General features: G+C 56.8%; 21 protein-coding genes and 1 riboswitch. Of the genes, 18 read left to right on the top strand and 3 right to left on the bottom strand.

Features of this window, described 5'->3' with window-relative positions; all coding sequences use genetic code 11:
- From JRC49_03940 to JRC49_03855, 18 genes are all read left to right on the top strand, one after another.
- Positions 1-711, top strand: a complete 711-nt coding sequence (locus tag JRC49_03940; protein QTE71987.1) for an electron transport complex subunit E — start codon at positions 1-3, stop codon at positions 709-711.
- Positions 708-1292 carry an RnfABCDGE type electron transport complex subunit A gene (locus JRC49_03935; GenBank protein ID QTE71986.1) on the top strand — a complete coding sequence of 195 codons (585 nt, stop codon included), beginning with the start codon at positions 708-710 and terminating at the stop codon, positions 1290-1292. The genes JRC49_03940 and JRC49_03935 overlap by 4 nt, the downstream gene beginning before the upstream one ends.
- 16 nt (positions 1293-1308) lie before the next feature.
- The gene (locus tag JRC49_03930; protein QTE71985.1) at positions 1309-2103 is read left to right on the top strand and encodes an RnfABCDGE type electron transport complex subunit B; all 795 of its coding nucleotides are present in this window, start codon (positions 1309-1311) and stop codon (positions 2101-2103) included.
- Positions 2104-2116: 13 nt separating this feature from the next.
- On the top strand, positions 2117-5551 hold the full coding sequence (locus JRC49_03925; protein QTE71984.1) for an ammonia-forming cytochrome c nitrite reductase subunit c552: 3435 nt from the start codon (positions 2117-2119) through the stop codon (positions 5549-5551).
- A gap of 78 nt (positions 5552-5629) precedes the next feature.
- A complete protein-coding gene (locus JRC49_03920) occupies positions 5630-6922 on the top strand; it encodes a cytochrome c biogenesis protein ResB (protein QTE71983.1) in 1293 nt (430 codons plus the stop codon).
- Positions 6922-7737 (top strand): c-type cytochrome biogenesis protein CcsB, encoded by an 816-nt coding sequence (gene ccsB / locus JRC49_03915; GenBank protein QTE72782.1) that lies wholly within the window; start codon positions 6922-6924, stop codon positions 7735-7737. Before JRC49_03920 ends, ccsB begins: the two co-directional genes overlap by 1 nt.
- A 15-nt stretch (positions 7738-7752) precedes the next feature.
- Positions 7753-8805 (top strand): hypothetical protein, encoded by a 1053-nt coding sequence (locus JRC49_03910; GenBank protein QTE71982.1) that lies wholly within the window; start codon positions 7753-7755, stop codon positions 8803-8805.
- 109 nt (positions 8806-8914) lie between these two features.
- Positions 8915-9118 (top strand): 4Fe-4S dicluster domain-containing protein, encoded by a 204-nt coding sequence (locus JRC49_03905; protein ID QTE71981.1) that lies wholly within the window; start codon positions 8915-8917, stop codon positions 9116-9118.
- A 16-nt stretch (positions 9119-9134) separates the two neighbouring features.
- On the top strand, positions 9135-10211 hold the full coding sequence (locus JRC49_03900; GenBank protein QTE71980.1) for a 3-methyl-2-oxobutanoate dehydrogenase subunit VorB: 1077 nt from the start codon (positions 9135-9137) through the stop codon (positions 10209-10211).
- A 2-nt stretch (positions 10212-10213) separates the two neighbouring features.
- The gene (locus JRC49_03895; protein QTE71979.1) at positions 10214-10951 is read left to right on the top strand and encodes a 2-oxoglutarate oxidoreductase; all 738 of its coding nucleotides are present in this window, start codon (positions 10214-10216) and stop codon (positions 10949-10951) included.
- A gap of 3 nt (positions 10952-10954) precedes the next feature.
- Positions 10955-11491, top strand: a complete 537-nt coding sequence (locus JRC49_03890; protein QTE71978.1) for a 2-oxoacid:acceptor oxidoreductase family protein — start codon at positions 10955-10957, stop codon at positions 11489-11491.
- Between the two features lie 184 nt (positions 11492-11675).
- Positions 11676-12710, top strand: coding sequence for a hypothetical protein (locus JRC49_03885; GenBank protein ID QTE71977.1), 1035 nt, complete (start codon positions 11676-11678; stop codon positions 12708-12710).
- Positions 12711-12910: 200 nt separating this feature from the next.
- Positions 12911-14491 carry a 2,3-bisphosphoglycerate-independent phosphoglycerate mutase gene (locus JRC49_03880; GenBank protein QTE71976.1) on the top strand — a complete coding sequence of 527 codons (1581 nt, stop codon included), beginning with the start codon at positions 12911-12913 and terminating at the stop codon, positions 14489-14491.
- Positions 14492-14582: 91 nt separating this feature from the next.
- Positions 14583-15554, top strand: coding sequence for a carbohydrate kinase family protein (locus tag JRC49_03875; protein ID QTE71975.1), 972 nt, complete (start codon positions 14583-14585; stop codon positions 15552-15554).
- 15 nt (positions 15555-15569) lie between these two features.
- Positions 15570-16487 (top strand): pseudouridine-5'-phosphate glycosidase, encoded by a 918-nt coding sequence (locus JRC49_03870; protein ID QTE71974.1) that lies wholly within the window; start codon positions 15570-15572, stop codon positions 16485-16487.
- A 42-nt stretch (positions 16488-16529) separates the two neighbouring features.
- Positions 16530-17318, top strand: coding sequence for an esterase family protein (locus JRC49_03865; GenBank protein QTE71973.1), 789 nt, complete (start codon positions 16530-16532; stop codon positions 17316-17318).
- A 50-nt stretch (positions 17319-17368) separates the two neighbouring features.
- Positions 17369-17490, top strand: a riboswitch (FMN riboswitch).
- 108 nt (positions 17491-17598) lie between these two features.
- Complete coding sequence (locus tag JRC49_03860; GenBank protein ID QTE71972.1) at positions 17599-18192, top strand: ECF transporter S component; 594 nt, start codon at positions 17599-17601, stop codon at positions 18190-18192.
- 144 nt (positions 18193-18336) lie between these two features.
- Positions 18337-20115 carry an NFACT family protein gene (locus JRC49_03855; protein ID QTE71971.1) on the top strand — a complete coding sequence of 593 codons (1779 nt, stop codon included), beginning with the start codon at positions 18337-18339 and terminating at the stop codon, positions 20113-20115.
- A gap of 117 nt (positions 20116-20232) precedes the next feature.
- Here the strand turns inward: JRC49_03855 and JRC49_03850 are convergent, their stop codons facing one another.
- From JRC49_03850 to JRC49_03840, 3 genes are all read right to left on the bottom strand, one after another.
- Complete coding sequence (locus tag JRC49_03850; GenBank protein ID QTE71970.1) at positions 20233-21483, bottom strand: endo-1,4-beta-xylanase; 1251 nt, start codon at positions 21481-21483, stop codon at positions 20233-20235.
- Between the two features lie 72 nt (positions 21484-21555).
- The gene (locus tag JRC49_03845) at positions 21556-23202 is read right to left on the bottom strand and encodes a nucleoside kinase (protein QTE71969.1); all 1647 of its coding nucleotides are present in this window, start codon (positions 23200-23202) and stop codon (positions 21556-21558) included.
- Positions 23203-23298: 96 nt separating this feature from the next.
- Positions 23299-24300 carry an exonuclease domain-containing protein gene (locus JRC49_03840; GenBank protein ID QTE71968.1) on the bottom strand — a complete coding sequence of 334 codons (1002 nt, stop codon included), beginning with the start codon at positions 24298-24300 and terminating at the stop codon, positions 23299-23301.
- Between the last annotated feature and the right edge of the window lie 115 nt (positions 24301-24415).

Here is a 24415-nt window from a genome sequence, read left to right as displayed (position 1 = left end):
ATGAAAAAGTATATCGAACGCCTCTGGAACGGCCTGATTAAAGAAAACCCGGTCCTTGTACTGATGCTGGGCATGTGCCCGGCGCTGGCGGTTTCCACCCAGGCGTCCAACGGCATTGGCATGGGCCTGAGCACGCTGGCCGTGCTGGTACTGAGCAACTTCGTGATCAGCTGCCTGCGGAAGGTGATTCCGGATCAGGTCCGGCTTCCTGCCTACATCGTTATCGTCGCCAGCCTGGTGACGGTGACCGAACTGCTGATTGAAGCGTATCTGCCCAGCCTCTATGAGGCACTGGGTATCTACATTCCGCTGATCGTGGTGAACTGCATCATCCTCGGCCGTGCGGAAGCCTACGCGAACAAACATACCCCGCTGCTGTCCGTGATGGACGGTATCGGCATGGGCCTTGGTTTTACCATTGCCCTGACCCTGGCGGGCATGATCCGTGAACTTCTCGGTGCGGGAACGGTCTTCGGATTCCGCCTGCTGCCGGAAAGCTTCGGTATGACGATCTTCATCCAGCCTCCGGGAGCCTTCCTGGTGTTCGCGCTGATCATTGCGGTGATGAATGCCATCGGCATCAAGACCCGTCAGCGCAAGCTGGTTGAAAGCGGCTGCGACGGCAACTGCGCACTGTGCAGCTCCGTATGCGAATCCCGGGATGCCGATCCGAAAGCTGAAGAAGAACAGAAGGGAGGCGCGGACGCATGAATAACACGAGTCTGATTATGATCATCGTGACCAGCGCGCTGGTGCACAATGTGGTGCTGAACCAGTTCCTGGGCATCTGTTCCTTCCTGGGCGTGAGCAAACAGATGAAGGCCTCCATCAGCCTGGGCGGCGCGGTCATCTTCGTTATCACCATCGCCTCCGCTGTGGCAAGCCTGCTGTACGACTACGTCCTCAAGCCCCTGGGCATGGACTTCATGAAGACCATCATCTTCATCCTGGTCATTGCTGCCCTGGTGCAGATTGTGGAAATGTTCCTGAAGAAGAAGTCCCCGGCGGTGTACAAGGCCCTGGGTATCTATCTTCCCCTGATTACCACCAACTGCGCGGTGCTGGGCGTTGCCCTGACCAACGTGCAGGACGGCTACAACTTCATCCAGTGCGTGACCAGCGGCTTCGGCACGGCTGTGGGCTATACCATCGCCATCGTGCTGCTGGCGGGCATCCGGTCCCGGATCAATGAAAAGGACCTGCCCGCTCCGCTGCGGGGCGCGCCCATTGTCATGATCGCTGCCGCGCTGATGTCCATCGCATTTATGGGCTTCGGCGGCCTGGTACTGTGAGAGGAGGGGCGGACAGATGAACATTATTCTGATCACGACCCTGGTTATCGCGGTCATCGGTATCTGCGTCGGCGCGGGCCTGGTTTTCACCGGCAAGAAGTTTGCGGTGGAAGTGGACGAACGGGAAGTGGCCGTGCGGGAACAGCTCCCCGGCAACAACTGCGGCGCCTGTGGTTATGCAGGCTGTGACGCGCTGGCCGGCGCCATTGCCCGGGGCGAAGCTCCGGTAAACGCCTGCCCGGTAGGCGGCGCGCCTGTGGCCCAGGCAATCGGCGACATCATGGGCACCACTGCCGGTGCAATGGAACGCAAGGTTGCGTTCGTGGCCTGCAAAGGCACCTGCGATGTGACAAAGAACCAGGGCAACTATATCGGCATCAAGGACTGCCGGACCGCTGTGCTTTCCGGCATGAATATCACGGACTGTATCTACGGCTGCCTGGGCTTCGGCTCCTGCGCCGAGGTATGTCCGGAACAGGCCATCTCCATTCAGAACGGTGTTGCCGTTGTGAACCGGAACCGCTGCGTCAGCTGCGGTCTGTGTGCCAAGACCTGCCCGAGGGGCCTGATCTCCCTGATTCCGGAAAGCCGGATTATCCGCGTTCAGTGCTCCAACCGGGATAAGGGTCCGGTTGTCCGGAAAATGTGCTCCGCCGGCTGCATCGGCTGCGGTCTGTGCGTAAAGCAGTGTGAATCCGAAGCCATCGTGTTTGACGGCACACTGGCCCGGATTGATCCGGAAAAGTGCACCCTCTGCGGCAAGTGCGCGGAGAAGTGCCCCGCCAAGGTCATCATGACCACTCCGAATTAATGGAGGGAAGAAAATGGACTATTTTGCTAAGAAACAATGGATCCGGATCGCAATCTGCGCGGTGCTGGTGGCGGCGATCGTCCTGGCGATGACCGGTGTGTTCAGCGGAACCGAATCCCTGAAGTATGACCCGTCCGCCAAGAAACTGGCTGCCGGTGAGTCTGAAGCGGAAGCAGCCATGCAGGGCTTTGGCGGCGACGTTACGGCGCATCTTGTCCTGGAGGGCAACACGGTCAAGGAACTGACCATCGATACGCCGAACGAGACCGAAGGTCTGGGCAAGCGCACGTCTGACGCGGAATTCACGGACCAGTTCATCGGCAAGGACGGTCCCTTCACCTTCGGTGAAAACGGCGTTGAAGCCCTGTCCGGCGCTACCGTGACTTCCACGGCTGCCCTGAAGGCGATCAACAAGGCCATCACCGGTGAGGAAGCGGCCGAAGAACCCGCCGCGGAAGAACGGGCCAAGGAACCTGAAGCGGCTGCGGCGGATGAGAATGCCATCACCGCAACGGAGCAGGGCTTCGGCGGCGACGTGACAGTGCACGTCACCCTGGACGGAGACAAGATCCAGACGCTGACCATCGATACGCCCAATGAAACCGACGGCCTGGGCCAGCGGGCTTCTGAAGCGGCATTCACCGACCAGTTCGTCGGCAAGAGCGGACCCTTCACCTACGGCGAAGACGGAATCGAAGCGCTGACCGGCGCGACGATCACCTCCAATGCCGCCCTGAAGGCGATCAACAGTGTGATGCCCGCGGCAGAACAGAAGGAAGAAGCAGCACCGGCAGAAGAACCTGCTGAAGCGATCGGAACGGCTGCCGCAACAGATGCTGCCGCTGTGACCGCAACGGAGCAGGGCTTCGGCGGCGACGTGACAGTGCACGTCACCCTGGACGGAGACAAGATCCAGGCGCTGACCATCGATACGCCCAATGAAACCGACGGCTTGGGCAAGAAGGCTTCCGAAGAGAAGTTTACCGATCAGTTTATCGGCAAGAGCGGCCTCTTCACCTACGGCGAAGACGGAATCGAAGCGCTGACCGGCGCGACGATCACCTCCAATGCCGCCCTGAAGGCGATCAACAGTGTGGTGCCCGCGGCTGAACAGAAGGAAGAAGCCGCCGCGACGGAAGAACCGGCTGCGGAAGCAACGGCTGAACCTGTTGCTGAAGCAACAGCGGAACCTGCACCGGAAGCAACCGAAGCACCCGCGGAAAAGGCTGAGACGAAGCAGGAAGCCGCTTCTGACGGACAGGCTTACGCGGTTTACCGTGCAACGAAGGAGAATGCCTTCAGCAAGGTAACGGTTACCGCTTCCGCCAAGAACGGCGCCCTGACAGACGTGAAGATCACTTCCGAAGGCGAAGAGGGCAAGGACCTGCTGACGGATGAAATCCGCAGCGAGTGGGCCAAGGCCATCCTGGAAAGCGGCAGTGCGGCGCCGGATGCCATCACAGGCGCGACCCTGAAATTCTCCGCCGGTTCCGTGCAGGAAGCCATGGAAGAAATCCTGGCCCGGATGAACGGGGAAACTGCTGCGGCTCCTGCTGAAGAGCCTGCGGCTGAAGAACCCAAGGCTGAGGAACCTGCCGCAGAAGAAGCCGTTTCCGAAACAAAGGAAGAGCCTGCTGCAGCCGCCCCTGAAAAGGTGGTCCCACTTTATGCTGCCTACCGTGCGGAAGCTGAGAACAACTTCAGTAAGGTAACAGTCATTGCTTCAGCGAAGAACGGACAGCTGACGGCTGTAAAAATCCTCTCCGAGGGAGAAGGAAACAACGACCTGCTGACGGATGCCATCCGCGAGGAGTGGGCCAAGGCGATCCTGGAGAGCGGCAGCGCGGCTCCGGATGCCATCACCGGCGCAACTCTGCAGTTCTCTGCCGGTTCCGTGCAGAAAGCCATGGAGGAGATCCTGGCAAAGATGGCGGGCGGCGGGACAGCTGCGGATAAACCTGCGGCAGAGACGCCTGTGGAAGAACCCAAGGAAGAGAATAATACATCCGCGATAAGCGGCAGCGATATGCTGTCGCTTATCGCTGTTTCTATGGGTAAAGAACAGGAAAACAGTTATGTAACAGATTATCTGGAACAGGATCCGTATCTGGTGAACATTTATGAAGGATATGGGTTTGCAAAGGATTATGGCAGCGCCCGCGGACATTCCTACACCCTGACGGATGTGGCAAAGACACAGCGGCCGCATCCAAAGGCCAACTGCCTGACCTGCAAGACGCCGGATATGCACAAGATGATTGAGGAACTGGGCGTCGGCGTCTATTCCATGGCTTTTGACGAGGTCATGGCTCAGATGACACAGCCGATCTCCTGTTATACCTGTCATGGAGCGGATGACGGCAACGGCGGCAAGATGGTTGTCACCCACCAGTATGTGAACGAGGCGCTGGGCGCGAACATCAGTGAAATCAAGGCGGCGTCGCTGTCCTGCGGACAGTGCCATATTGAATACTATTTCACGCCGGAAGACAGCGAAGCCATGATGCCTTACCACAGCAAGGCAGAAATGACGCCTGAGGCGATCCTGGCCTATTATGATGCAATGGGCTTCTTCGACTGGGAACAGCCGGGAACCGGAACAAAGATGCTCAAGGCGCAGCATCCGGAACTGGAAACCTGGGCTTACGGCAAACATGCCGCCATGCTCAGCTGCGCCGACTGCCATATGCCGACAGTCACAATGGAAAACGGCATGCAGTATCACGATCATCACCTGGTGAGCCCGCTGCAGAACGAAGTTCTGCTGGCAAAATGTGCTGCCTGTCATGGGAGCACTGAAAACACCATTGCCCTGGTGCAGGATATTCAGGCTAAAGTTACAGCGCGTGAGACAGAAGTGGGCAACATGCTTTCCGGCCTGAAGGATAAGCTGACGGAGACGGTCTCCGCCGGACAGATGGGCGAAGATGACTTGAATGCGGTTCGAAAACTGCATCGTGAAGCGCAGTGGTTCTTTGATTTCTGCTATGTGGAGAACTCGGAGGGTGCACATAACTCCGCACTGGCTTACCGCTGTCTGGACACAGCTGAAACGAAGATCGGCGAAGCCATGAATCTGATTGCTTCTGCGGGAATGACAGACGTAAGTGCCCAGACGCCTTCCGAGGAAGCACCCGCAGAAGAAGCGGCTGCTCTGAAAACGCCCCCGATGTATGCAGGCTATCGTGTGGAAAAGGAAAACGCGTTCAGCAAGATTACTGTTATCGCTTCCGCCAGGAACGGGATGCTGACCAGCATGAAGATCCTTTCGGAAGGTGAAGAGGGAAAAGATCTTCTGACGGATGAAATCAAAGAGGAATGGGCGAAGGCTGTTCTGGAGAGTCAAAGCGCGGCACCGGACGCCGTTACCGGCGCAACGCTTGCGTATTCCGCAGCTTCTGTACAGGAAGCTGTAACAGAAGTCCTGGACAAGGCGTCCGGCAGATAAAAAAGGAACCGGCTGAATCATTACGGAGACCGCGGACGTAATGCATCCGCGGTCTCCCTTGTATAAGGAAAAGAGATCATGAAAAAGATCGGTAAATTCCTTTCTTCCATGCCATTTGCGATTACGCTGCTGGTGCTGCTGGCCGCGGCCTGCGCGTTCAGTTCCACTGTTTCACAGGGACAGGCATATGAATACTATGCAGTGCAGTATGGAGAGAGAACTGCCGGACTGATCCTGGCACTGCATCTGGATGACGCGTTTCACAGCTGGTGGTTTATCGGATTGAGCGCGTTTTTGTGCCTGAATCTGCTCTGCTGCAACCTGATCAGGCTGCCCGGACTGCTGAAACGGGTTCGCGCCTTTGCAAAACCGGACGGCACCACTGCATCAAATGCCACGGCTGAGGCGGAAGGCACAGGGGATCCGCGTCGCCTGTTTGCGGCATTGCATATGCCGTCGGTTCATGAAGGTGAGAACGGTCAGCTTTATGCGACCGGGAACCGGGCCGGTTTCTGGGGCGCGTGGGTCTGCCATCTGGGCATCCTTTTGCTGATTCTTGGGTTTGCACTGGGACAGATCACCATGAAACAATATACAGTCTATGCCCTGCCCGGACAAACAAAAGGGATGGACGATTCCGGATTGCAGGTGACGGTGGATGATCTTCAGATCCTGCGCGCGGAGAGCGGCGCAGTGCAGCAGTACACAGCTGCGCTGACTGTATCGGATCCTGTGAATCATACGGAAGAAAAAGGAACAACCGGTGTAAATGCGCCGGCAAATCTGTACGGTTATAAATTCTTCCAGAATTCTGTGGGCTGGGGCGCTGATGTACGGGTGCTGAAAAACGGACAGGAACTGCAGAAGGAAGGCCTTTGCGTCGGCGAGTTCTTCGCAATCGCGGACAAACCGGAACTGGTGATCTATTTTCCGGCATTTTATCCTGATTATTCAGGAGAACCGAAACAGAGTGATCCGTCTTTGCCGGTGAAAGATCCGGCATATCTGTACCAGGTCTATTACCAGGGTCAGATTCTCGGTATGAATATACTGAAAGCCGGGGAAGAACTGACAATTGACGAGTATACGGTACTGTTTGAAAATCCAAGGAACTACACGCTGCTGGCAGTCAAACGCGATGTGTTTACCTGGCTGGTGCTGCTGGGCGGCCTGGTTACACTGGCCGGACTGGTGATGGCTTTCTGGCTGCAGCCGAGGACTGTCTGTGCGGTGAAAGAAGGGGAAAACTGGCATGTCTTTGGCCGGTGTCAAAAGGGCGGAGTCCTTTTCCGGGAGGAATTCCTGAAGGCGGCTGCGGAGACTGGGTTTACCCCTTGCAAATCCTCAGATAATGAAGGAGATGATGCATGATGCTTCAGGTGGAAAACACGCTGTTCACAATTGTTGTGATTGGTTATTTTATCCTTACGGCCCTGAACTTCGCGTTTGTGATCCTGAAGAAGGACGCGCTGGCCAAAATTGCATTCGGGATTCAGGCGGGTATTTTCCTGCTGCATACCGCTGCGCTTGTACTGCGAGGAATCGGTGCGGGACACTGGCCGATGACGAACCAGTATGAGTTTGCAACCAGCTTTGCCTGGGCGCTGTGCCTGGTCAGCCTGGTTTTTATCCGGAAGTACTGTTTTCCGGTGCTGGGGGCTTTTTCTTCGCCGCTGATCCTGCTGATGATTGGCTATGCAGCCATGCAAAGCAGGGAAGTGAAGGAACTGATGCCTTCACTGCGTTCCAGCTGGCTGGCTTTTCATGTTTCCACGGCGATCATTGCATATGGATCTTTCGGGGTTGCCTTTGTTCTTTCCCTGATCTTCCTTTTCCGGGGAAGAATCAAGGGAGAAGGGTTCTGGGGACAGCACATTCCGCAGCCGAAAAAGCTGGATATGATCAGCTACCGGAGCGTATGCCTGGGAATGCTGTTTCTGACACTTACGATTCTGACCGGAGCAATCTGGGCTGAACAGGCCTGGGGCAGTTACTGGTCCTGGGATCCGAAGGAAACCTGGTCACTGGTGACCTGGATTATTTACGCGATTTACCTTCACCTGCGGATACGCAGAGGCTGGAGAGGGAAGGCCGCAGCCTGGTTTGCCGTGATCGGCTTTATCTGTGTGATATTTACCTATATCGGTGTGAATACGTTCCTGCCGGGTATTCATAGTTATGCATAATAAGGAGGAAAACCTGTGAGTTTCCAGACTATTGAGATCACGGCGGAGATGCCGGAGATCCGCCTGATGGGGCGGATGGACAAAACACACAAGCCGCTGGCGCTGGACTGGACCGGGAGCGGGATGGAATTCCGCTTCCGCGGAACGGACGCCTGGGCAAAGCTGGAGGCGCCGGTTGCTTCCCCGATCATGTGGATGATTGTGCTGGCGGACGGGCAGCCGATTACCCGCTTTCCGGTGGAACCAGGGATCCGGATGTATCCGCTGCTGCTGGGCCTGGAGGCGGAACAGGAACGGACGGTTACCCTGATGAAGGAAACCCAGTGCATGCCGGATCAGCCGGCGGCAACTGTGCTGCTTCACAGCCTGCGCATCGACGGGGAGCTGCTGGAACTGCCGGCGAAGGAACACAGGATCGAATTCATCGGCGACAGCCTGACCAGCGGCGAAGGCGCGCTGGCGGCCCGGGACAACATGGAATGGGTGACGCCCTGGTTTACGGCCCGGGGGAACTATTCCTGGTACGCCTGCGAGGCGCTGAACGCGGAACGGAGCATCCTGTCCCAGAGCGGCTGGGGCGTATGCTGGGATTATCAGCATACGGAAAAGAACAACATGACCGACGCCTATGAATATACCGCCGGCGTGCTGCAGGGGCCGGATGCGGAGGCACGGGGATGCCGGAAACCCTGGGATTTCAGCTCCTGGCAGCCGGATATTGTCTGTATCCGCCTGATGACCAACGACAACAACGGTATGAACGAACGGCAGTCCTTTGAGGCGGACAGGGAAACGGCGATCCAGGGTGCTGTGAACCTGATCCGGAAGGTGAGGAAATATAACCCGGAAGCTCAAATTGTCTGGATTCTGCCCGGCACCGAATGCCATCCGGAACTGGCGGCGGAAGCTGTCCGCCGGGTGCAGGCGGAAGGCATGAAGGAAGTGTATTCCTTTGTGATGCCGGATTACGGCGAGGAAGAAACAGGCGCAAGATGGCACCCCAACGCGGAGTACAACCGGAAAGTCGGGACAATGCTGGGAGAATTCCTGAAAGAAATTCAGAATTAATTGTCCCGATAAAAGCATTTTCTGTTCGGTATTTTTACTGTACCTTCGTTGACTCACAGGGAAGGGAAACCTATAATAGGCTTAATCATTTTCTAAGGAGGCGGAAGTCATGGCCAAGCTGACCATCGACCGTGAGACCTGCAAGGGCTGCGGCCTCTGTGCCGATGTCTGTCCCAAGCATCTGCTTGCGCTGAGCAAGGAGATCAACACCAAAGGATATCATCCCATCGGAATTACGGATCAGGAAGCCTGCATCGGCTGCGCGTTCTGCGCACGCATGTGCCCCGACGCCGTAATCAAAGTGGAGAAATAAAGGAGGAAGCGAATCCATGGGTGAAAAAATGCTCATGAAGGGAAATGAAGCCATCGCCGAAGCCGCGATCCAGGCAGGATGCCGCTTCTTCTTCGGCTATCCCATTACCCCTCAGAACCAGATCCCGGAATACATGTCCAAGCGGCTGCCGAAGATTGAAGGCGGCTGTTTCCTGCAGGCGGAGAGCGAAGTGGCCGCCATCAATATGGTCTACGGCGCGGCCGGCGCCGGAGCGAGGGTTATGACCTCTTCCTCCAGCCCGGGAATCTCCCTGAAGCAGGAAGGCATCAGCTATATTGTGGGCGCGGAACTGCCCTGCGTTATCGTAAACATGGTGCGCGGCGGCCCCGGACTGGGTTCCATCCAGCCCGCCCAGAGCGACTACTATCAGTCCACCCGCGGCGGCGGACACGGCGACTACCGGATGCTGGTGCTGGCTCCCTCTTCCGTCCAGGAAGCGGTGGAACTGACACAGGAAGCATTTGACCTGGCGGATAAGTACCGCAATCCCGTGCTGATCATGGGCGACGGCCTCATCGGCCAGATGATGGAGCCCGTGGAGATGCCGGAACGCAAGGAGAAGACTGACCTGCCCGAAAAGACCTGGGCGGCGACCGGCTGGACGCCGGACTGCGGCCGGGAACGGGCGATCATCAACTCCCTGTACATTGATCCCGCCGTGCTGGAAAAGCATGTGAACAAGCTGTACGCCAAGTACGCTGTTATGGAACAGACCGAATGCCGCTGGCAGGAAGAAATGACCGATGACGCGGATTTCGTCATCGTCGCCTACGGCACCACCGCCCGTATTGCCCGCAGCGCCATGCGCAAGCTGCGCGACGAAGGCATCAAGGCCGGCCTGATCCGTCCCATCACCCTGTGGCCCTTCCCGTCGGCCCCGATTGCCAAGGCTGCTGAGCATGCCAAGGCCTTCCTGACCGTGGAAATGAGCATGGGTCAGATGGTGGATGACGTGAAGCTGGCTGTGGACGGCAAAAAGCCCGTGCACTTCTTCGGCCGCACCGGCGGTATTGTGCCGACGGTCCGGGAGATCATCACCCAGGTTGAAAATCTTGCCAAGGAGGGGAAATAAGCATGGCTGTTGTGTATGAAAAAACAAAGCTGCTGACCGACAAGCCGCTGCATTATTGCCCCGGCTGCACCCACGGTATCATCCATCGCCTGGTGGCGGAAGCCATCGACGAACTGGGCATCCAGGGAAAGACCATCGGTATCGCGCCGGTTGGCTGCGCCGTGTTTGCCTATGACTATTTCAACTGTGACATGATGGAAGCCGCTCACGGTCGTGCTCCGGCTGTGGCCACCGGCTGCAAGCGGGTCAACCCGAACAACATCGTGTTTACCTATCAGGGAGACGGCGACCTTGCCTCCATCGGCGCGGCGGAAATCACCCACGCTGCGACCCGCGGCGAGAACATCACCGTAATCTTTGTTAACAATGCCATTTACGGCATGACCGGCGGCCAGATGGCGCCCACCACCCTGCCGGGCCAGGTGACCACTACCTCTCCCTACGGCCGGGATCCCAAGCTGTGCGGCTATCCCATCCGGGTCAGCGAAATGCTGGCGACCCTGGACGGCCCCGCCTACATCTCCCGCGTATCCGTGCATGACGTGAAGCACATCATGGAAGCCAAGAAGTCCATCAAAAAGGCATTCGAAATGCAGATTGCCGGCAAGGGCTTCTCCCTGGTGGAAGTGCTGTCCGCCTGCCCCACCAACTGGGGAATGACGCCCCAGGAGGCGCTGAAATGGGTGGAAACCAACATGATTCCCCAGTACCCGCTGGGTGTGAAAAAGGAGGTTGAGTGATTCATGGAAGCTCAATTTCTGATTGCAGGTTTCGGCGGACAGGGCGTGCTGCTGATCGGCCAGCTGCTGGCCAAGGCGGCCATGCACGAGGGGATGAACGTTTCCTGGATGCCTTCCTACGGCCCGGAAATGCGCGGCGGTGAAGCCAACTGCGCCGTGGTAATCTCCGATGAACCCATCGGTTCCCCGCTGGTGACGGAAATCCCGATCGCCGTGATTATGAACAAGCCCAGCATGATCAAGTTCACTCCCGCCATGGAGAAGGGCGGCATCATGCTGTACAACTCCTCCCTGATCGATATCACCCCCGACCGGGACGATATCACCGCGATTCCCGTGGACTGCAACGGCATTGCTGAACAGCTCGGCAACAGCCGGACCGCCAACATGGTTATGCTTGGCGCGATCCTGGAGAAGACCGGCGTAGTGAGCATCGACTCCGCCATGGAAGCCCTGAAGGCAACCTTCGGCCCGAAAAAGGAACACCTGCTGCCCATCAACCGGCAGGCCATGGAAAAAGGCGCCGAAGCCGTTAAATAACCCTTGTAATGAAAGCAGCCCGCAGCAGTATGCAGCGGGCTGCTTTGCGTTTCCGCCCGCATTGACAACGGGTGGGAAGTATGAGAAAATCTCTTTTTGTCCGGGAACTTCGCAATCCGTAAACAGCAAGGTTCTGCCGGCTCCGAAGAAGAAAACTGTCAGAGGGGAAGAAAACAGTATGCATATGATCAAGCGTTTTATCCTGTGCACGGTTCTTGCGGCACTGTGCCTGATTTCGACGCAGTGTTTTGCTGAAACAAAGTCCTTTTCTTCAGTGAAATCCGCGATTGAATATGTTACCGCCAACCAGCCGGCTGAGCTGACGCTGGAAAAGAACAAGTTCAAGCCCACGGACCTGCTGAAAATCAAGAACGTGATGCCGGAAAACTCCGTTTTCCATTTCACGACAGCCTGGGGCAAAGTCACATTCTCCGATGACGTGGAGGATCTTGACCTGAAGCCCAAGGACGCAGGGGTGACCATTGATGAGCTGCGGGCTATCGTCCAGCTCTGCCCCAAGCTGAAAAGCGTCGATAACTCCAACAAGGCAAATCCGTCCAACAAGGATATGATTCCGCTGATCGAGGAGTATCCTGACATCCATTTTGACTGGAAAATCAACCTGGGCAAGGGACATTACGTCTCCTCCAAAGCGACCGTTTACTCAACAATGAACAGGATCGGCTCCGGAAAGGAACTGAATTCCGCCAACCTGGAGCTACTGAAATACTGCCCCAACCTGAAGGCACTGGATATCGGGCATAATAACGTGACCACCCTGGACTTCCTGCAGTATGTGCCTGAGCTGGAACTGCTGATTATTGCGGACAACGAGGTGACCGATATTACGCCCATCGGACAGCTGAAGCACCTGAAATATGCGGAACTGTTCAAGAATTCCTTCAGCGACCTGTCCGCCCTGGCCAACTGCACGGAACTGCTGGACCTGAATATTACCTGGTGCCCCGTGACTGATCTTTCTCCGCTGGATGACATCCAGACGCTGGAACGTTTCTGGGCGAATATGATGCGCAAGCTGCCGGAGGAACAGATCGGCCGCTTCCGGGAAAAGCATCCCGATACCGAATCTTATTTCTATCCTTCCCACGCCGCGACGGTGGACGGATGGCGGGATCATCCCCGCTATAAGCATTATATCTGGTGCTTTAAGAACCATCAGTGGATTCCCTTTGACGAACCGCTGCCGACTAAGAAATAAAAGACGGTTTATTACCTGATCCGGACAATGCAGGGACGCTGTGGAAATGGACTTCCGTCCATGGTACAAAACGTATATTGGCCATGCTTCAACATTGACTTTTTGGCCGGTTTCCTGTATCGTTTATAGGGTTAGACTATTCCCGCTCCGGCTTGTCCGGAAAGGGATTCCTAATATCTGTTACAGGAGGAAATTCCGATATGAAAAAGCCCGTTGTACTGGTTGTTATGGACGGTGTGGGTGAATCTTCCGAAGCGCTGGGAAACATGGTCATGCAGGCCACGACTCCTACCCTGGACGCGCTGAAAGCCAATGATCCTTTCCGGACCATCAAGGCCCACGGTACCGCCGTTGGTCTTCCCTCAGACGACGACATGGGCAACAGCGAAGTCGGCCACAACGCACTGGGCTGCGGCCAGGTCTACTCCCAGGGTGCCAAACTGGTCAACGAATCCATTGAAAGCGGCAGCATCTATGCTTCCGATACCTGGAAGGAACTGGTTGCCGGAGTCAAGACTTCCGGCGGTGCGCTGCACTTTATCGGCCTGCTGAGCGACGGCAACGTACACAGCAACATCGGCCACCTGCTGGCCATGCTGAAGGAAGCCAAGGCTGAAGGCGTCAGCAAGGTCCGGGTACATATCCTGCTGGACGGCCGTGACGTTCCCGCCACTTCCGCCCTGGAATATGTGGATCAGCTGGAGAACACCATTGCCGAGCTGAAGGATGCTTCCTTTGATGTATGCATCGCTTCCGGCGGCGGCCGTATGCAGATCACCATGGACCGCTACCAGGCCAACTGGAGCATGGTGGAAAAGGGATGGAACATCCATGTGCACGGTGAAGGTCGTGCCTTTGCCTCCGCCAAGGAAGCCATCGAAACTTACCGTGCGGAACAGCCCGGCGTGATCGACCAGGACCTGCCCGGATTTGTGATTGCCGAGAACGGACAGCCCGTGGGCGCCATGAAGGACGGCGACAGCGTGATCCTGTTCAACTTCCGCGGCGACCGCGCGCTGGAGCTTTCCATGGCCTTTGACGGTGACGCTTCCTTCGACAAGTTTGACCGGGGCGTGATGCCCAAGGTGCTGTATGCCGGCATGCTGGAGTATGACGGCGACCTGCACATCCCCCACAAGTACCTGGTGAACCCGCCGCAGATCCGCCACACGCTGACCGAGCTGCTGGTGGAGAACGGCATCAACGAATATGCCTGCTCCGAAACCCAGAAATACGGCCATGTGACCTACTTCTGGAACGGCAACCGCAGTGAGAAGTTCAGCGAAGAGCTGGAGACCTGGCAGGAAGTGCCCTCCGACGTGCGCTCCTTTGATGAGTGCCCCTGGATGAAGGGCACCGAGATCACCGACCTGGTGATCGAAGCCATCGAGAGCGGCAAGTACGGCTTCATCCGCTGCAACTTCCCCAACGGCGACATGGTCGGCCACACCGGCAACCTGTATGCCACGGAAATCGCGGTGGAGACCGTTGATCTCTGCCTGACCCGGATCCAGAAGGCCTGCGATGAGCACGGCTGCATCCTGGTGGTGACTGCCGACCACGGCAACAGCGACCAGATGCTGGAGAAGAACAAGAAGGGCGTTGTTTCCGTCCGTACGGCCCACAGCCTGCGGCCCGTCCCCTTCATCATCCATGACGCGGATGAACGGCACGAGATGGACATGGAGAGCCCCTTCGGTCTGGCGAACGTTGCTCCCACGGTGGTAGAGCTTCTGGGACTGAAGCCTTACGACTGCTGGGAAAAGTCCATGCTGAAATAAAAACACGGACAGCCGGGCCGATTGCCCGGCTGTCATTCTGTCAGAAAAGAAATGATTGGGAGTGAATCCGGTGAACCTGTATACATCCCCTGTGCCTCGCAGGGAAGGACCGGTATTTGACCGCCAGGCCCGGCTGCGGACCGAAGCTCCGGTATTTGTAATCGGCGCGGTTAACATGGACCTGGCCGGGACACCAACGAATCCGCTGCGCGAGGGAGATTCCAATCCCGGGCGGATTACCCTGACTCCCGGCGGCGTGGGCAGGAACATCGCAGAAAACCTGTGCCTGCTGGGAAGAAAGGTTTCCCTGATTACCATCATGGGGGAGGATCCCTATGCGGAAATGATCCGGGAACACTGCCTGAAGGCCGGCATTGACCTGCAGTACAGCTTTACGGAGCCCCGGGAAAACACCTCAGCCTACCTGTGCATCAACGGCCAGGACGGCGACCTGAACGTGGCTGTATCGGACATGTCCATCTGCGACAAGCTGACGCCGGACAAGCTGGAGCCCCTGCTGCCGGTGCTGAACCACGGAAGTATGGTGATCGCGGACGCGAACCTGCCGGAGGAAACACTGGCCTGGCTCGCGAAACATATTACTGTACCGATGGCGGCGGACCCGGTGTCCGTATCCAAGGCAGCACGCCTGAAGCCGCTGCTTTCCCGCCTGACGCTGCTGAAACCCAATGTGCCGGAAGCGGAATTGCTGACGGGAATGACCATCGGCGGAGACGCGGACCTGCCGAAGGCGGCGGACGCGCTGCACAGGCTGGGGGTTCAGCGGGTTTATATTTCCCTGGGCGGAAAAGGCGTCTGGGCGGATGACGCCCGGGAGGGCGGCGTACTGCTTCCCTGTATTCCGGGACCGGTGGTGAATTCCTCCGGATGCGGCGACGCCTTTGTGGCGGCAGCGGCTGACGCCTATCTGAGCGGCCTGAACACCATGCAGGCAGCGGACCGGGCGCTGGCGGCTTCCGCCATCTGCGCGGAGGATTCCGCGGCAGTCAGCCCGAAATTAAGTAATAAAGCAATTGATCTGAAACTGGGTCTTTCAATGTGAAAAGGAGCATTCGTTATGAATCTGAGCAAATATCTTTCCGTATCTCCTGAAGTGCAGGAAGCACTGGCGGCCAACAAGCCTGTTGTGGCCCTTGAATCCACCATTATCTCCCACGGTATGCCTTATCCCCAGAATGTGGAGACAGCGCTGAACGTGGAGAAGATCATCCGGGAGAACGGCGCCGTACCGGCGACCATTGCCATCATCCAGGGAAAGATTACCGTGGGCTGCACCCCGGAACAGATTGAATACCTGGGCAAGAAGGGCCTGGCGGTTACCAAGGCCAGCCGCCGCGACCTGCCGGTGCTGCTGATGCGCGGCGAGGACGGTGCGACCACTGTGACCACCACCATGATCGGCGCGGCCCTGGCGGGCATCCGGGTATTCGCCACCGGCGGTATCGGCGGTGTGCACCGCGGCGCGGAAACCACCATGGATATTTCCGCTGATCTGGAAGAACTGGCACAGACTCCGGTGATGGTGATCTGCGCGGGCGCCAAGAGCATCCTGGACCTGGGACTGACCCTGGAATACCTGGAGACACACGGCGTGCCGGTGATCGGTTACGGTACGGAAGAACTGCCCGCATTCTATACCCGTTCCTCCGGCTTTAAGGTTGACTACCGCCTGGATACCCCCAAGGAAGTGGCGGACGCCTTCAAGGTGAAGCTGGACTGCGGCCTGCAGGGCGGTATGCTGGTGACCAATCCGATTCCGGAGGAGTACTCCATGGATCCGGATTACATCAACAAAAACATTGACGAAGCGATTGCCGAATGTGAAAAGCTGGGCATTCACGGGAAACAGACTACGCCATACCTGCTGGACAAGATCCAGAAGCTGACCGGCGGCGATTCCCTGAAAGCGAACATCCAGCTGGTTTTCAACAACGCAAGGCTCGGCGCAAAGATCGCAAAGGCCCTGTGCGAATAATAAAGGTCATTCCGGTATCAGAACCGAAAGGGGAGAGGTTCCATGGCATTTATACAGGTTCAGTTTTTCTCCGCAGCACTGAATGTGGCATCCACTGTGAATGTGATCCTGCCTGAGGTCAACCAGGGCATTGGGATGGGTTCGTCCAAGGATGAACGCCCGCCGAAAGTGCTGTACCTGCTGCACGGATACAGCGATGATCATTCGATCTGGATGCGGCGGACTTCCGTGGAACGGTACGCGGCGAACCATAACCTGGCGGTGATTATGCCGGCGGTCAATCACAGCTTTTACTGCAACGAGGTCTACGGGGAAAAATACTGGGACTATGTGAGCGACGAGCTGCCGAGGACGATGCACCGATTCTTCCGCCTGAGCAGCAAACCGGAAGATACCTATGTGGCCGGCCTGAGCATGGGCGGATACGGTGCCATGAGGCTCGCCCTGACCTATCCGGAGCACTTCGCCGGCGCGGCTTCCTTCAGCGGCGCGGTGGACCTGGAAACGATCTTCTATCAGCGGCATCTGGGTACCGAGATTGACCGGGTATTCGGTGAGCAGAAGCAGATCAAAGGCTCGGAGTACGACCTCTTCTACCTGACGGAGAAGAATGCAAAGGCCGCGCATAAGCCCTGGCTGTACGTCAGCTGCGGCACGAAGGACTTCCTCTTTGATCAGCACAAGGCGTTTGTTCCGAACCTGAGAAAGAACGGCTGGACTGTGATGAGCCATGAGGAACCGGACGCCGTCCATGAATGGGGATTCTGGGACCAGCAGATCAAGGCGTTCATCGAACTGATTTACGCAAGAGAAGATACAGAAAGGGATTGACGAACGGGAAAGAAGTCCCTATAATGTACCCGTACATTGCGTACCACTTAAAGCTTCTTCGGGGATGGGTGAAATTCCCTACCGGCGGTAAAGCCCGCGAACTGAGCATCTGCTCAGCCGATCCGGTCCAATTCCGGAGCCGACAGTAAAGTCTGGATGAGAGAAGAACGGAAACAGAGTCATATATGCGCGTGCGCGCGCTTTTAGCTCTCCGCCCCCTTGAAGCAAACCGAGAAGTTGCTTTGAGGGGGCGCGCTCATTTGAAGGAGGGCTTTCAGCCATGGTTAGCACAACAAAGACCCGTTTCTCCGTCGGCGTGATGACCCGCGTCGCCATTCTGGCGGCGGCCGCATCCATCCTGTTCCTGATCCAGATCCCGATCGTTGCCTTCTATAAACTGGATCTGTCCAACATCCCGGTTCTGCTGGGCGCGTTCTCCATGGGCCCCATTCCGGGCATGATGATCCTGGCGCTCAAGAGCCTGATCGGCCTGCTGTCTTCCTCCAGCGCCGGCATCGGCGAACTGGCGGACTTCATCATGGGCGCCGCACTGGTGCTTCCCGCCGCGCTGATCTACCAGCAGAACAAGACCCGGAAGAGCGCGATCATCGGTATGGCTGTCGGCACTCTGTGCATGGTGATTGCCGGCGTGCTGGCGAACAAGTATATCATGCTGCCTTTCTACATGGGCGCTTTCCACATGGATATGGACGGTATCCTGCGGTTTGCCAATGTGGCAGGCGTTGACAGCGAGTGGAAGCTGCTGCTCATGATCACCGGTCCCTTCAACCTGCTGAAGGGTGTGGTGCTGAGCGTGGTGGCCGGCCTGATCTACAAGCCGCTGTCCCCGATCCTTCACGCGAAGGTTCGTTAATGAAGCTTTATCCTTATCCTCATCCTACAGGACCGGGCAGGGAGAAATCCCTCCCGGCCCATTTTTTTCATGCTTTTTCCGGGTATACATGGTATAATCCGAATAACCCGGTTTACGGGAGCACCAATTCACGGTCGATGCCGGATGGTATTTGAGACCGGAGAGGGGAAAGACAAGCATATGCCGATGGACGGACTGACGGTGGGATTTGCCGCCAGGGAACTGAATGAAATCCTCCGGGACGGGCGGATTGACAAGATCACCCAGCCGGAGCGCGATACAGTTGTGCTGGTGATACGTGCGGGAGGCGCGAATCACCGGCTTCTTCTGTGCGCCTCGCCGAACAATGCCCGCTGCCATCTGACGATGAACAATTATTCCAATCCGCTTGAACCGCCGGCGATGTGCATGCTGATGCGCAAGCAGATTTCCGGCGCGCGGATTACGGAAATCAGGCAGGTTGAGGGAGACCGGATCGTCTATGTGGATATGGACGCGGTCAATGAGCTGGGGGATCATGTGCTCCGGCGCCTTGTGCTGGAGATTATGGGACGGCATTCCAACCTGCTCCTGCTGGACGAGAATGACCGGATCCTGGAAGCGACCCGCCACGTGAACCCGGAAATGAGCCGTGTACGGCAGATCCAGCCTGGGATGACATATCTTCCGCCACCTTCCCAGGATAAGCTGAATCCGGAGACACTGACAGAAGAAGCACTGTATGAACGCCTGAGTGCGATGCCGGACGCCCGGCTGAGCCGTGCGCTGGCGGATACCATCACAGGCCTCAGCCGCGCGTCGGCGGAGGAACTGGCCTGCCGTGTGCTGCAGCCCGGGGAGGAACAGCCGGCAGACCTGAAGAATGCCTGTGAACGCCTGGCAGCTTTCCTGAAGAAAATGCCGTCCATGGCGGACGCCCGGGTACTGATGAAGGACAACGGAGAGGCGGAAGACGTTTTCCCCTTTGCCTATCTGTCCAGGCCGACGGACCTGCAGCGGTCCTGCAAAACGCTGAGCGAGGCACTGGAGGTATATTTCGGCACACGGGACGCCCGAGAACGGCTGAACCAGAAGAGTGCCACCATGATCCGGATGCTGAAAAGCCAGCTGGAGCGCTGCCAGCGGAAGCTGGCGATCCAGCTGGAAGAGCTTTCTTCCGCGGAGCGGATGGATGAATACCGCCGGATGGGAGAGGCAATCAACGCCAATCTCTATCAGCTGAAAAAAGGCATGACGGAGGCGGAACTGCCCGACTGGAATGATCCGGACGGGGGAACGTTGACGATACCGCTGGATATCCGTCTGACGCCCAGCCAGAACGCCCAGAAATACTTCAAGAAATACCAGAAAGCCCGTTCTGCCATGGAAATCGCCGCGCAGCAGCGGGACAAGACCCTGGAGGAAACGGACTACCTGGAGGGCATGCTGCTGGACGTGGACAAGTGCGTCGGCGAAAGTGAGCTGGAGGAGATCCGCCAGGAGCTGGTACGCACCGGCTACATGAAAAAGAACACCAATCGCCGCCAGCAGCGCCAGCTGCCCGGCAGCAAACCGTACCGCTATGTTTCCGCGGACGGAATTGAAATCCTGGTAGGCAAGAACGCTGCCCAGAACGACCGGATTACCCTCGGCGCAAAGGGCGAAAACACCTGGCTGCATGCCAAGGATATGCCGGGAAGCCACGTGGTGATCTGCCACGAGGGAGAGGTTCCCCTGGCAACAATGAAGCAGGCGGCAATGCTGGCAGCCTGGTACAGCAAGGGACAGCGGAGCTCGCTGGTGCCGGTGGACTATACCCTGCGGAAGTATGTTAAAAAGCCTTCCGGGGCAGCGCCCGGGAAGGTGATCTATACGCACCAGAAAACCGCGTATATGACGCCGGAAGAAGAGGAGATTAGGAAGATCAGGCTTGTGGAAGCCTGATCTTCCAATGAATAATGAAAACTGAAAACTTAAAACTGAAAAATAATTTATAGTGTAAAACGTCCCGCTGGATTGTTCCGGCGGGACGTTCAGCATTGTTTTCTATTGTTTGGGAAATTATAAATCCGATGGAATTGAGGAAACGTCGCCTTTCAGGGTGTGGTAGACGGCGTCGAAGCAGGTCTTGATTTTATACCTGGTGGTGAGCAGGCAGCCGTAGGGGCTGTTCAGATTATAGACGTAATTGCCTTTCATGGCTGCGGGCGCGTCCACCAGACCCCAGATACAGACGGCGGTCAGGGGACTGCTTTCCTCTGTGTTGGCTTTCATGAAAACATCACTGAACAGCCTGGAATAGAACGCGTCGTGCTCCGCAACCTTGGTTTTGTCGAAGTTGCGAACGGCCATTTCTGTCAGCTGAACATCCATGCCCAGAGCGGCATAGGTTTCGATGGATTCCTTCACATCGGTGATAATGGAGGGCTCCAGACAGCCTTTCTGTTCTCCATAGCCGCCCATATAACCCTGCATGCCAATGCCGTCGATCAGGGAACGGGGATTGCCGTCCTCATCCTTCGCATAGGACTGAATGCTTTTTACCAGCGCGCAGGCCGCTTTGCGCTTCGCAGAAAAGAACAGGTTATAGTCGTTGTAGAACAGTTTGATATCCGCGCCGAGATTATCCACGGCGTTTCGGGCGCAGAGGAAGGCATACTCAACATAGTCGTCCCCGACATATTCCAGGAAACAGTTTTTATCGCCGTTCCGCTTGGTACGCAGACGCCGCAGGTCTGTGACGCTGTATTCGCCGCCGTTGTCGCCGATGGCTTCATTGACGACGTCCCAGCAGTAGATGACGCCGGGAAACTTCTTTTCAAAATGATTGATGACCCGTTCAATATAACAGGCAAGGCGGGCACGCATCGTTTCCTTATCAGCGATAGGCTTGCTCATGTCATAGTCTTCATGGAAAAACCACTGGGTCATATAAGCGTCCCAGACAAGCACATGGCCCCGGATGCGGATGTTGTTTTTCTGGGCCCAGGAGATCATGGCATCCGCCCGGGAGTAGCTCATGCAGGGCATGCCGTCCTTGGCGGATTTAGACGCCCATTCATCCAGCAGTGAATAGGCCTTGGTCTCATTGCAGCAGGTCAGGGAGTTGAAATGGCGGGCCAGGAAATCCATAAATACCTGGTTCCTCATATCATCATAGCTGAAAGCACCGCCGAACTTGAACCCATAAGGTTCAGCCAGTTCCCACATGGGATCATAATCTTCCGAAACAGTTCCGGCTTCCTCAGCGAAGACGGACAGGGGAAGAAGGCAAACCAGGAGGACAAGAAGGAGGGACAGAAAGCGTTTCATGAGAAAGAGTCTCCTTTAGTGAAGAGTGTAGAGTGAAGAGTGAAATAGTGTCTGATATCAGCGCAGCTGATATCAGACCTCCTCCATGGTGCAGCCGCCGATGAATTCACGCAGCAGGGAAAGCGGCGGAATCTCGTTCAGGACTTCTTCATCCACATCCGGCAGGTAGTTCAGGGCCTTGATCAGCCGGCGGGAGAGCAGGTAGTTCGGGGAATCGGAAGGCACCTCCATGAGCAGCTTGAAGGCATACAGCTTCAGGATCGGCAGCTCATAATGGAGCGCGGTGTTGAACATGCTGTCCGCATTCTCCTGATAGGTGAAGATGTATTTTTCCTCTGCACGGCGAACCCGGGGCCAGATCTCCAGCGTGGTTTCCGGCGGATAGCCGCGGAACTGGTTGTCCCGGACAATACGGCGCAGCAGACGGACGTCTGTGGTGCGGATCCGGTTGTGGTCATCCAGGTTCAGGCAGGTCAGGGCGCTGGCGAAGACCCGGTAGATCTCGTCCGCGGGGAGCATATCGCAAACCAGCGGATTCAGGCCGTGGATGCCTTCCATGATGATGATTTCGCCGGGAGCGAGGGCGGTGGGCGGCGTCAGGTAATCCTTGACGCCGGATGCAAAATCGAAGTTAGGCATGAAGACTTCCTCGCCGTTCAGCAGCCCGGTCAGGGTATCGGAGAGGAGCTTCAGGTCCAGCGCGTCGATGGAGTCATAATCCTTGGTGCCGTCCAGCTGCAGGGGCATATCATCCCGGTTGACAAAGAAGTCATCCATGGAGATGCGGCGGCAGGCATGGCCGTACATCTGCAGGTGTACGCCGAGACGGCCGGAGAAGGTGGTCTTGCCGCTGGAAGAGGGACCGGCGACCAGAACGATGTGCTTGTTCTGCTCATGGATCTTCCGGGCGATATCGTTGATGGCGGATTCATGAAGCGCTTCATTGACACGGATGAAATTCCGCAGCTTCTTTTCCTCAATCATCCGGGACAGGTCCGAGACGTTGGTGACCCCCAGGATCTCGCACCATTCCGCACTCTGGCTGAAAACTTCCAGGTGCTTCGGACGGTAGATATAGGGCGCCGCGTGTTCAAAGTCAGAACCGGCCGGGAGCTGCAGCACGAAACCGCCGCGGAGCTCAAACATGGTGAAGACTTTTACGTAACCGGTGGAAACGGTCATGGCACCGTAGAAATACTCCCACATGCCGTCAATGCAGTACATATTGAAATAGGGAGCGGGACGATGTTTCAGCAGGGAAACTTTATCCTCCTGCTGCTCCTCTTCGAAGTAGCGGATGGCATCATCCTTTGTCCACCGTTTCTTTTCAAAAACGAGATCCAGGTCTGTCAGCCGGTGCATTTCATTTTCGATCCGGACGATATCCTGGCGGTGCAGGTCCACTCCGGGGAGACGGACAAACACGCCGTAGCCGACGGAGTACTCAATCCTGACCCGCTGGTAGGGATAGAGGTGGCGGAGCGCCAGCAGCATCACAAAACGCAGGGAACGCTCATAGATCCGGCGCCCTTCCTCATTTTCCAGGGTCAGGGGGATCAGCGTACAGTCCTGGCGGAGCTCGTCATTCAGCTCGCAGACCACGCCGCCGGACTGGGCGGCAAGCGTACCCACGGGAAAAGCGTCCAGCGCTTTCAGGCACGCAGCGACTGTAGTGCCTTCCGGGAATTCTTTTTCTTTGTTCATGGAACGGATAATCATATAGTAACCCTCCTATCAACAATTTGTCGGGTTTGCTTACATTATGATCTGTATCATCCTTATTATCGTTGACGGGTTGTATGCTTTTATATCGGATTAATCGAAGGGCATGCTGGATACGTCCGCGTTCAGCAGTTCCTCATCCGGATCGGGCAGGGAGCCATGCTCCGCCAGGTATTTTTCCAGGCGCTGCTGCATCTGAAGCTGCTTGGTATGCACATAGGCCACATTGGCATGGGTGGCCGGGGCGGTGGCACGGGTCATGATCTTTTTGCCATCGTCATCAATACGGAAATGCAGGCGGATCAGGATCCGGCCATGGTTTTTACACTTGGCAATGGCAATGTACTTATCAGCGCTCTGTTTAATATATTCGCCATCGAGGGCCAGAACCCTTCCGCAGCGCGGGCAGGTAGGATGAATCGCAGACTCGCTTGCCAATGCTTCCCGGACAGAATCGAAGATTTCGCCGGGAGTCTTTTCACGGACGGAACGCCGGCCGTGGATCAGTTCCTTCGGCTGGCGGGCATAATTCAGCACAGCGGAGGGATCGGGCAGGGTACGGAATACCAGTGCCGTATACCAGGCGTCGTTCAGCGCGTTATGGAAAGCCATGTTTTCATCCGGCTCAATATTCATCAGCTCCATGGCGGCTTTCAGGCCGGCACGGTCCTTCAGCTTATGCTCCTGGCTGAAGAGCTGCTGGATGTCGCACAGGGGCGGCAGCGGAATATCTTCGCAGTGGAAGAAATGAATGTTCTGATACAGGACGCTGACGTCGTCAATTCCCCAGGTGAGCAGGGTATAGTCCTCACCGCACCAGGAGGTGAACTGCTCCAGCGCTTCCCGGAACGCAGGCGCTCCGGCCAGGGTTTCCGAATCCAGGCCGGTCATCCGGCGGATGCGGGGATGGATCCGGAGATAGTGGGTCGGCGCGATCGGGATGGAAATGGAGTCAGCGGGGTTCAGGTCAGCGTCCAGTTTCACTGCGCCGATCTGGATCATCTCGAAAATCAGCTTGTCACCGACTTCACGGTAGGTGCGGCTCTGATAGGAGATGGGCTGGTTCCATTCAAGGTCAAGGATGATGTAGGTCATATGGTTTCACAACCCCAAATTAAAAATGAAGAATGCAAGAATTAAATTCAGAATTAATGGATGAAGCCCCTGCCAGGGCGCCTGTAGTCCGCAATCTCAATCGTCGCAGTGAACC

The sequence above is a fragment of the Clostridiales bacterium FE2011 genome (assembly GCA_017569305.1).
Classification (GTDB): domain Bacteria; phylum Bacillota; class Clostridia; order Christensenellales; family Aristaeellaceae; genus Aristaeella.
Note: the sequence above shows the minus strand (reverse complement) of the source record. Positions and strands in the feature narration are given on the sequence as shown.

Bases quoted from the DNA above. Each gene is read 5' to 3' on its own strand.
- JRC49_03935 (QTE71986.1), top strand. From the start codon at position 708: ATGAATAACACGAGTCTGATTATGATCATCGTGACCAGCGCGCTGGTG.
- JRC49_03920 (QTE71983.1), top strand. From the start codon at position 5,630: ATGAAAAAGATCGGTAAATTCCTTTCTTCCATGCCATTTGCGATTACG.
- JRC49_03930 (QTE71985.1), top strand. From the start codon at position 1,309: ATGAACATTATTCTGATCACGACCCTGGTTATCGCGGTCATCGGTATC.
- JRC49_03885 (QTE71977.1), top strand. From the start codon at position 11,676: ATGATCAAGCGTTTTATCCTGTGCACGGTTCTTGCGGCACTGTGCCTG.
- JRC49_03850 (QTE71970.1), bottom strand. From the start codon at position 21,483: ATGAAACGCTTTCTGTCCCTCCTTCTTGTCCTCCTGGTTTGCCTTCTT.
- JRC49_03845 (QTE71969.1), bottom strand. From the start codon at position 23,202: ATGATTATCCGTTCCATGAACAAAGAAAAAGAATTCCCGGAAGGCACT.
- JRC49_03905 (QTE71981.1), top strand. From the start codon at position 8,915: ATGGCCAAGCTGACCATCGACCGTGAGACCTGCAAGGGCTGCGGCCTC.
- JRC49_03940 (QTE71987.1), top strand. From the start codon at position 1: ATGAAAAAGTATATCGAACGCCTCTGGAACGGCCTGATTAAAGAAAAC.
- JRC49_03840 (QTE71968.1), bottom strand. From the start codon at position 24,300: ATGACCTACATCATCCTTGACCTTGAATGGAACCAGCCCATCTCCTAT.
- JRC49_03880 (QTE71976.1), top strand. From the start codon at position 12,911: ATGAAAAAGCCCGTTGTACTGGTTGTTATGGACGGTGTGGGTGAATCT.
- JRC49_03865 (QTE71973.1), top strand. From the start codon at position 16,530: ATGGCATTTATACAGGTTCAGTTTTTCTCCGCAGCACTGAATGTGGCA.
- JRC49_03855 (QTE71971.1), top strand. From the start codon at position 18,337: ATGGTATTTGAGACCGGAGAGGGGAAAGACAAGCATATGCCGATGGAC.
- JRC49_03925 (QTE71984.1), top strand. From the start codon at position 2,117: ATGGACTATTTTGCTAAGAAACAATGGATCCGGATCGCAATCTGCGCG.
- JRC49_03900 (QTE71980.1), top strand. From the start codon at position 9,135: ATGGGTGAAAAAATGCTCATGAAGGGAAATGAAGCCATCGCCGAAGCC.
- JRC49_03895 (QTE71979.1), top strand. From the start codon at position 10,214: ATGGCTGTTGTGTATGAAAAAACAAAGCTGCTGACCGACAAGCCGCTG.
- JRC49_03870 (QTE71974.1), top strand. From the start codon at position 15,570: ATGAATCTGAGCAAATATCTTTCCGTATCTCCTGAAGTGCAGGAAGCA.
- ccsB (QTE72782.1), top strand. From the start codon at position 6,922: ATGCTTCAGGTGGAAAACACGCTGTTCACAATTGTTGTGATTGGTTAT.
- JRC49_03890 (QTE71978.1), top strand. From the start codon at position 10,955: ATGGAAGCTCAATTTCTGATTGCAGGTTTCGGCGGACAGGGCGTGCTG.
- JRC49_03860 (QTE71972.1), top strand. From the start codon at position 17,599: ATGGTTAGCACAACAAAGACCCGTTTCTCCGTCGGCGTGATGACCCGC.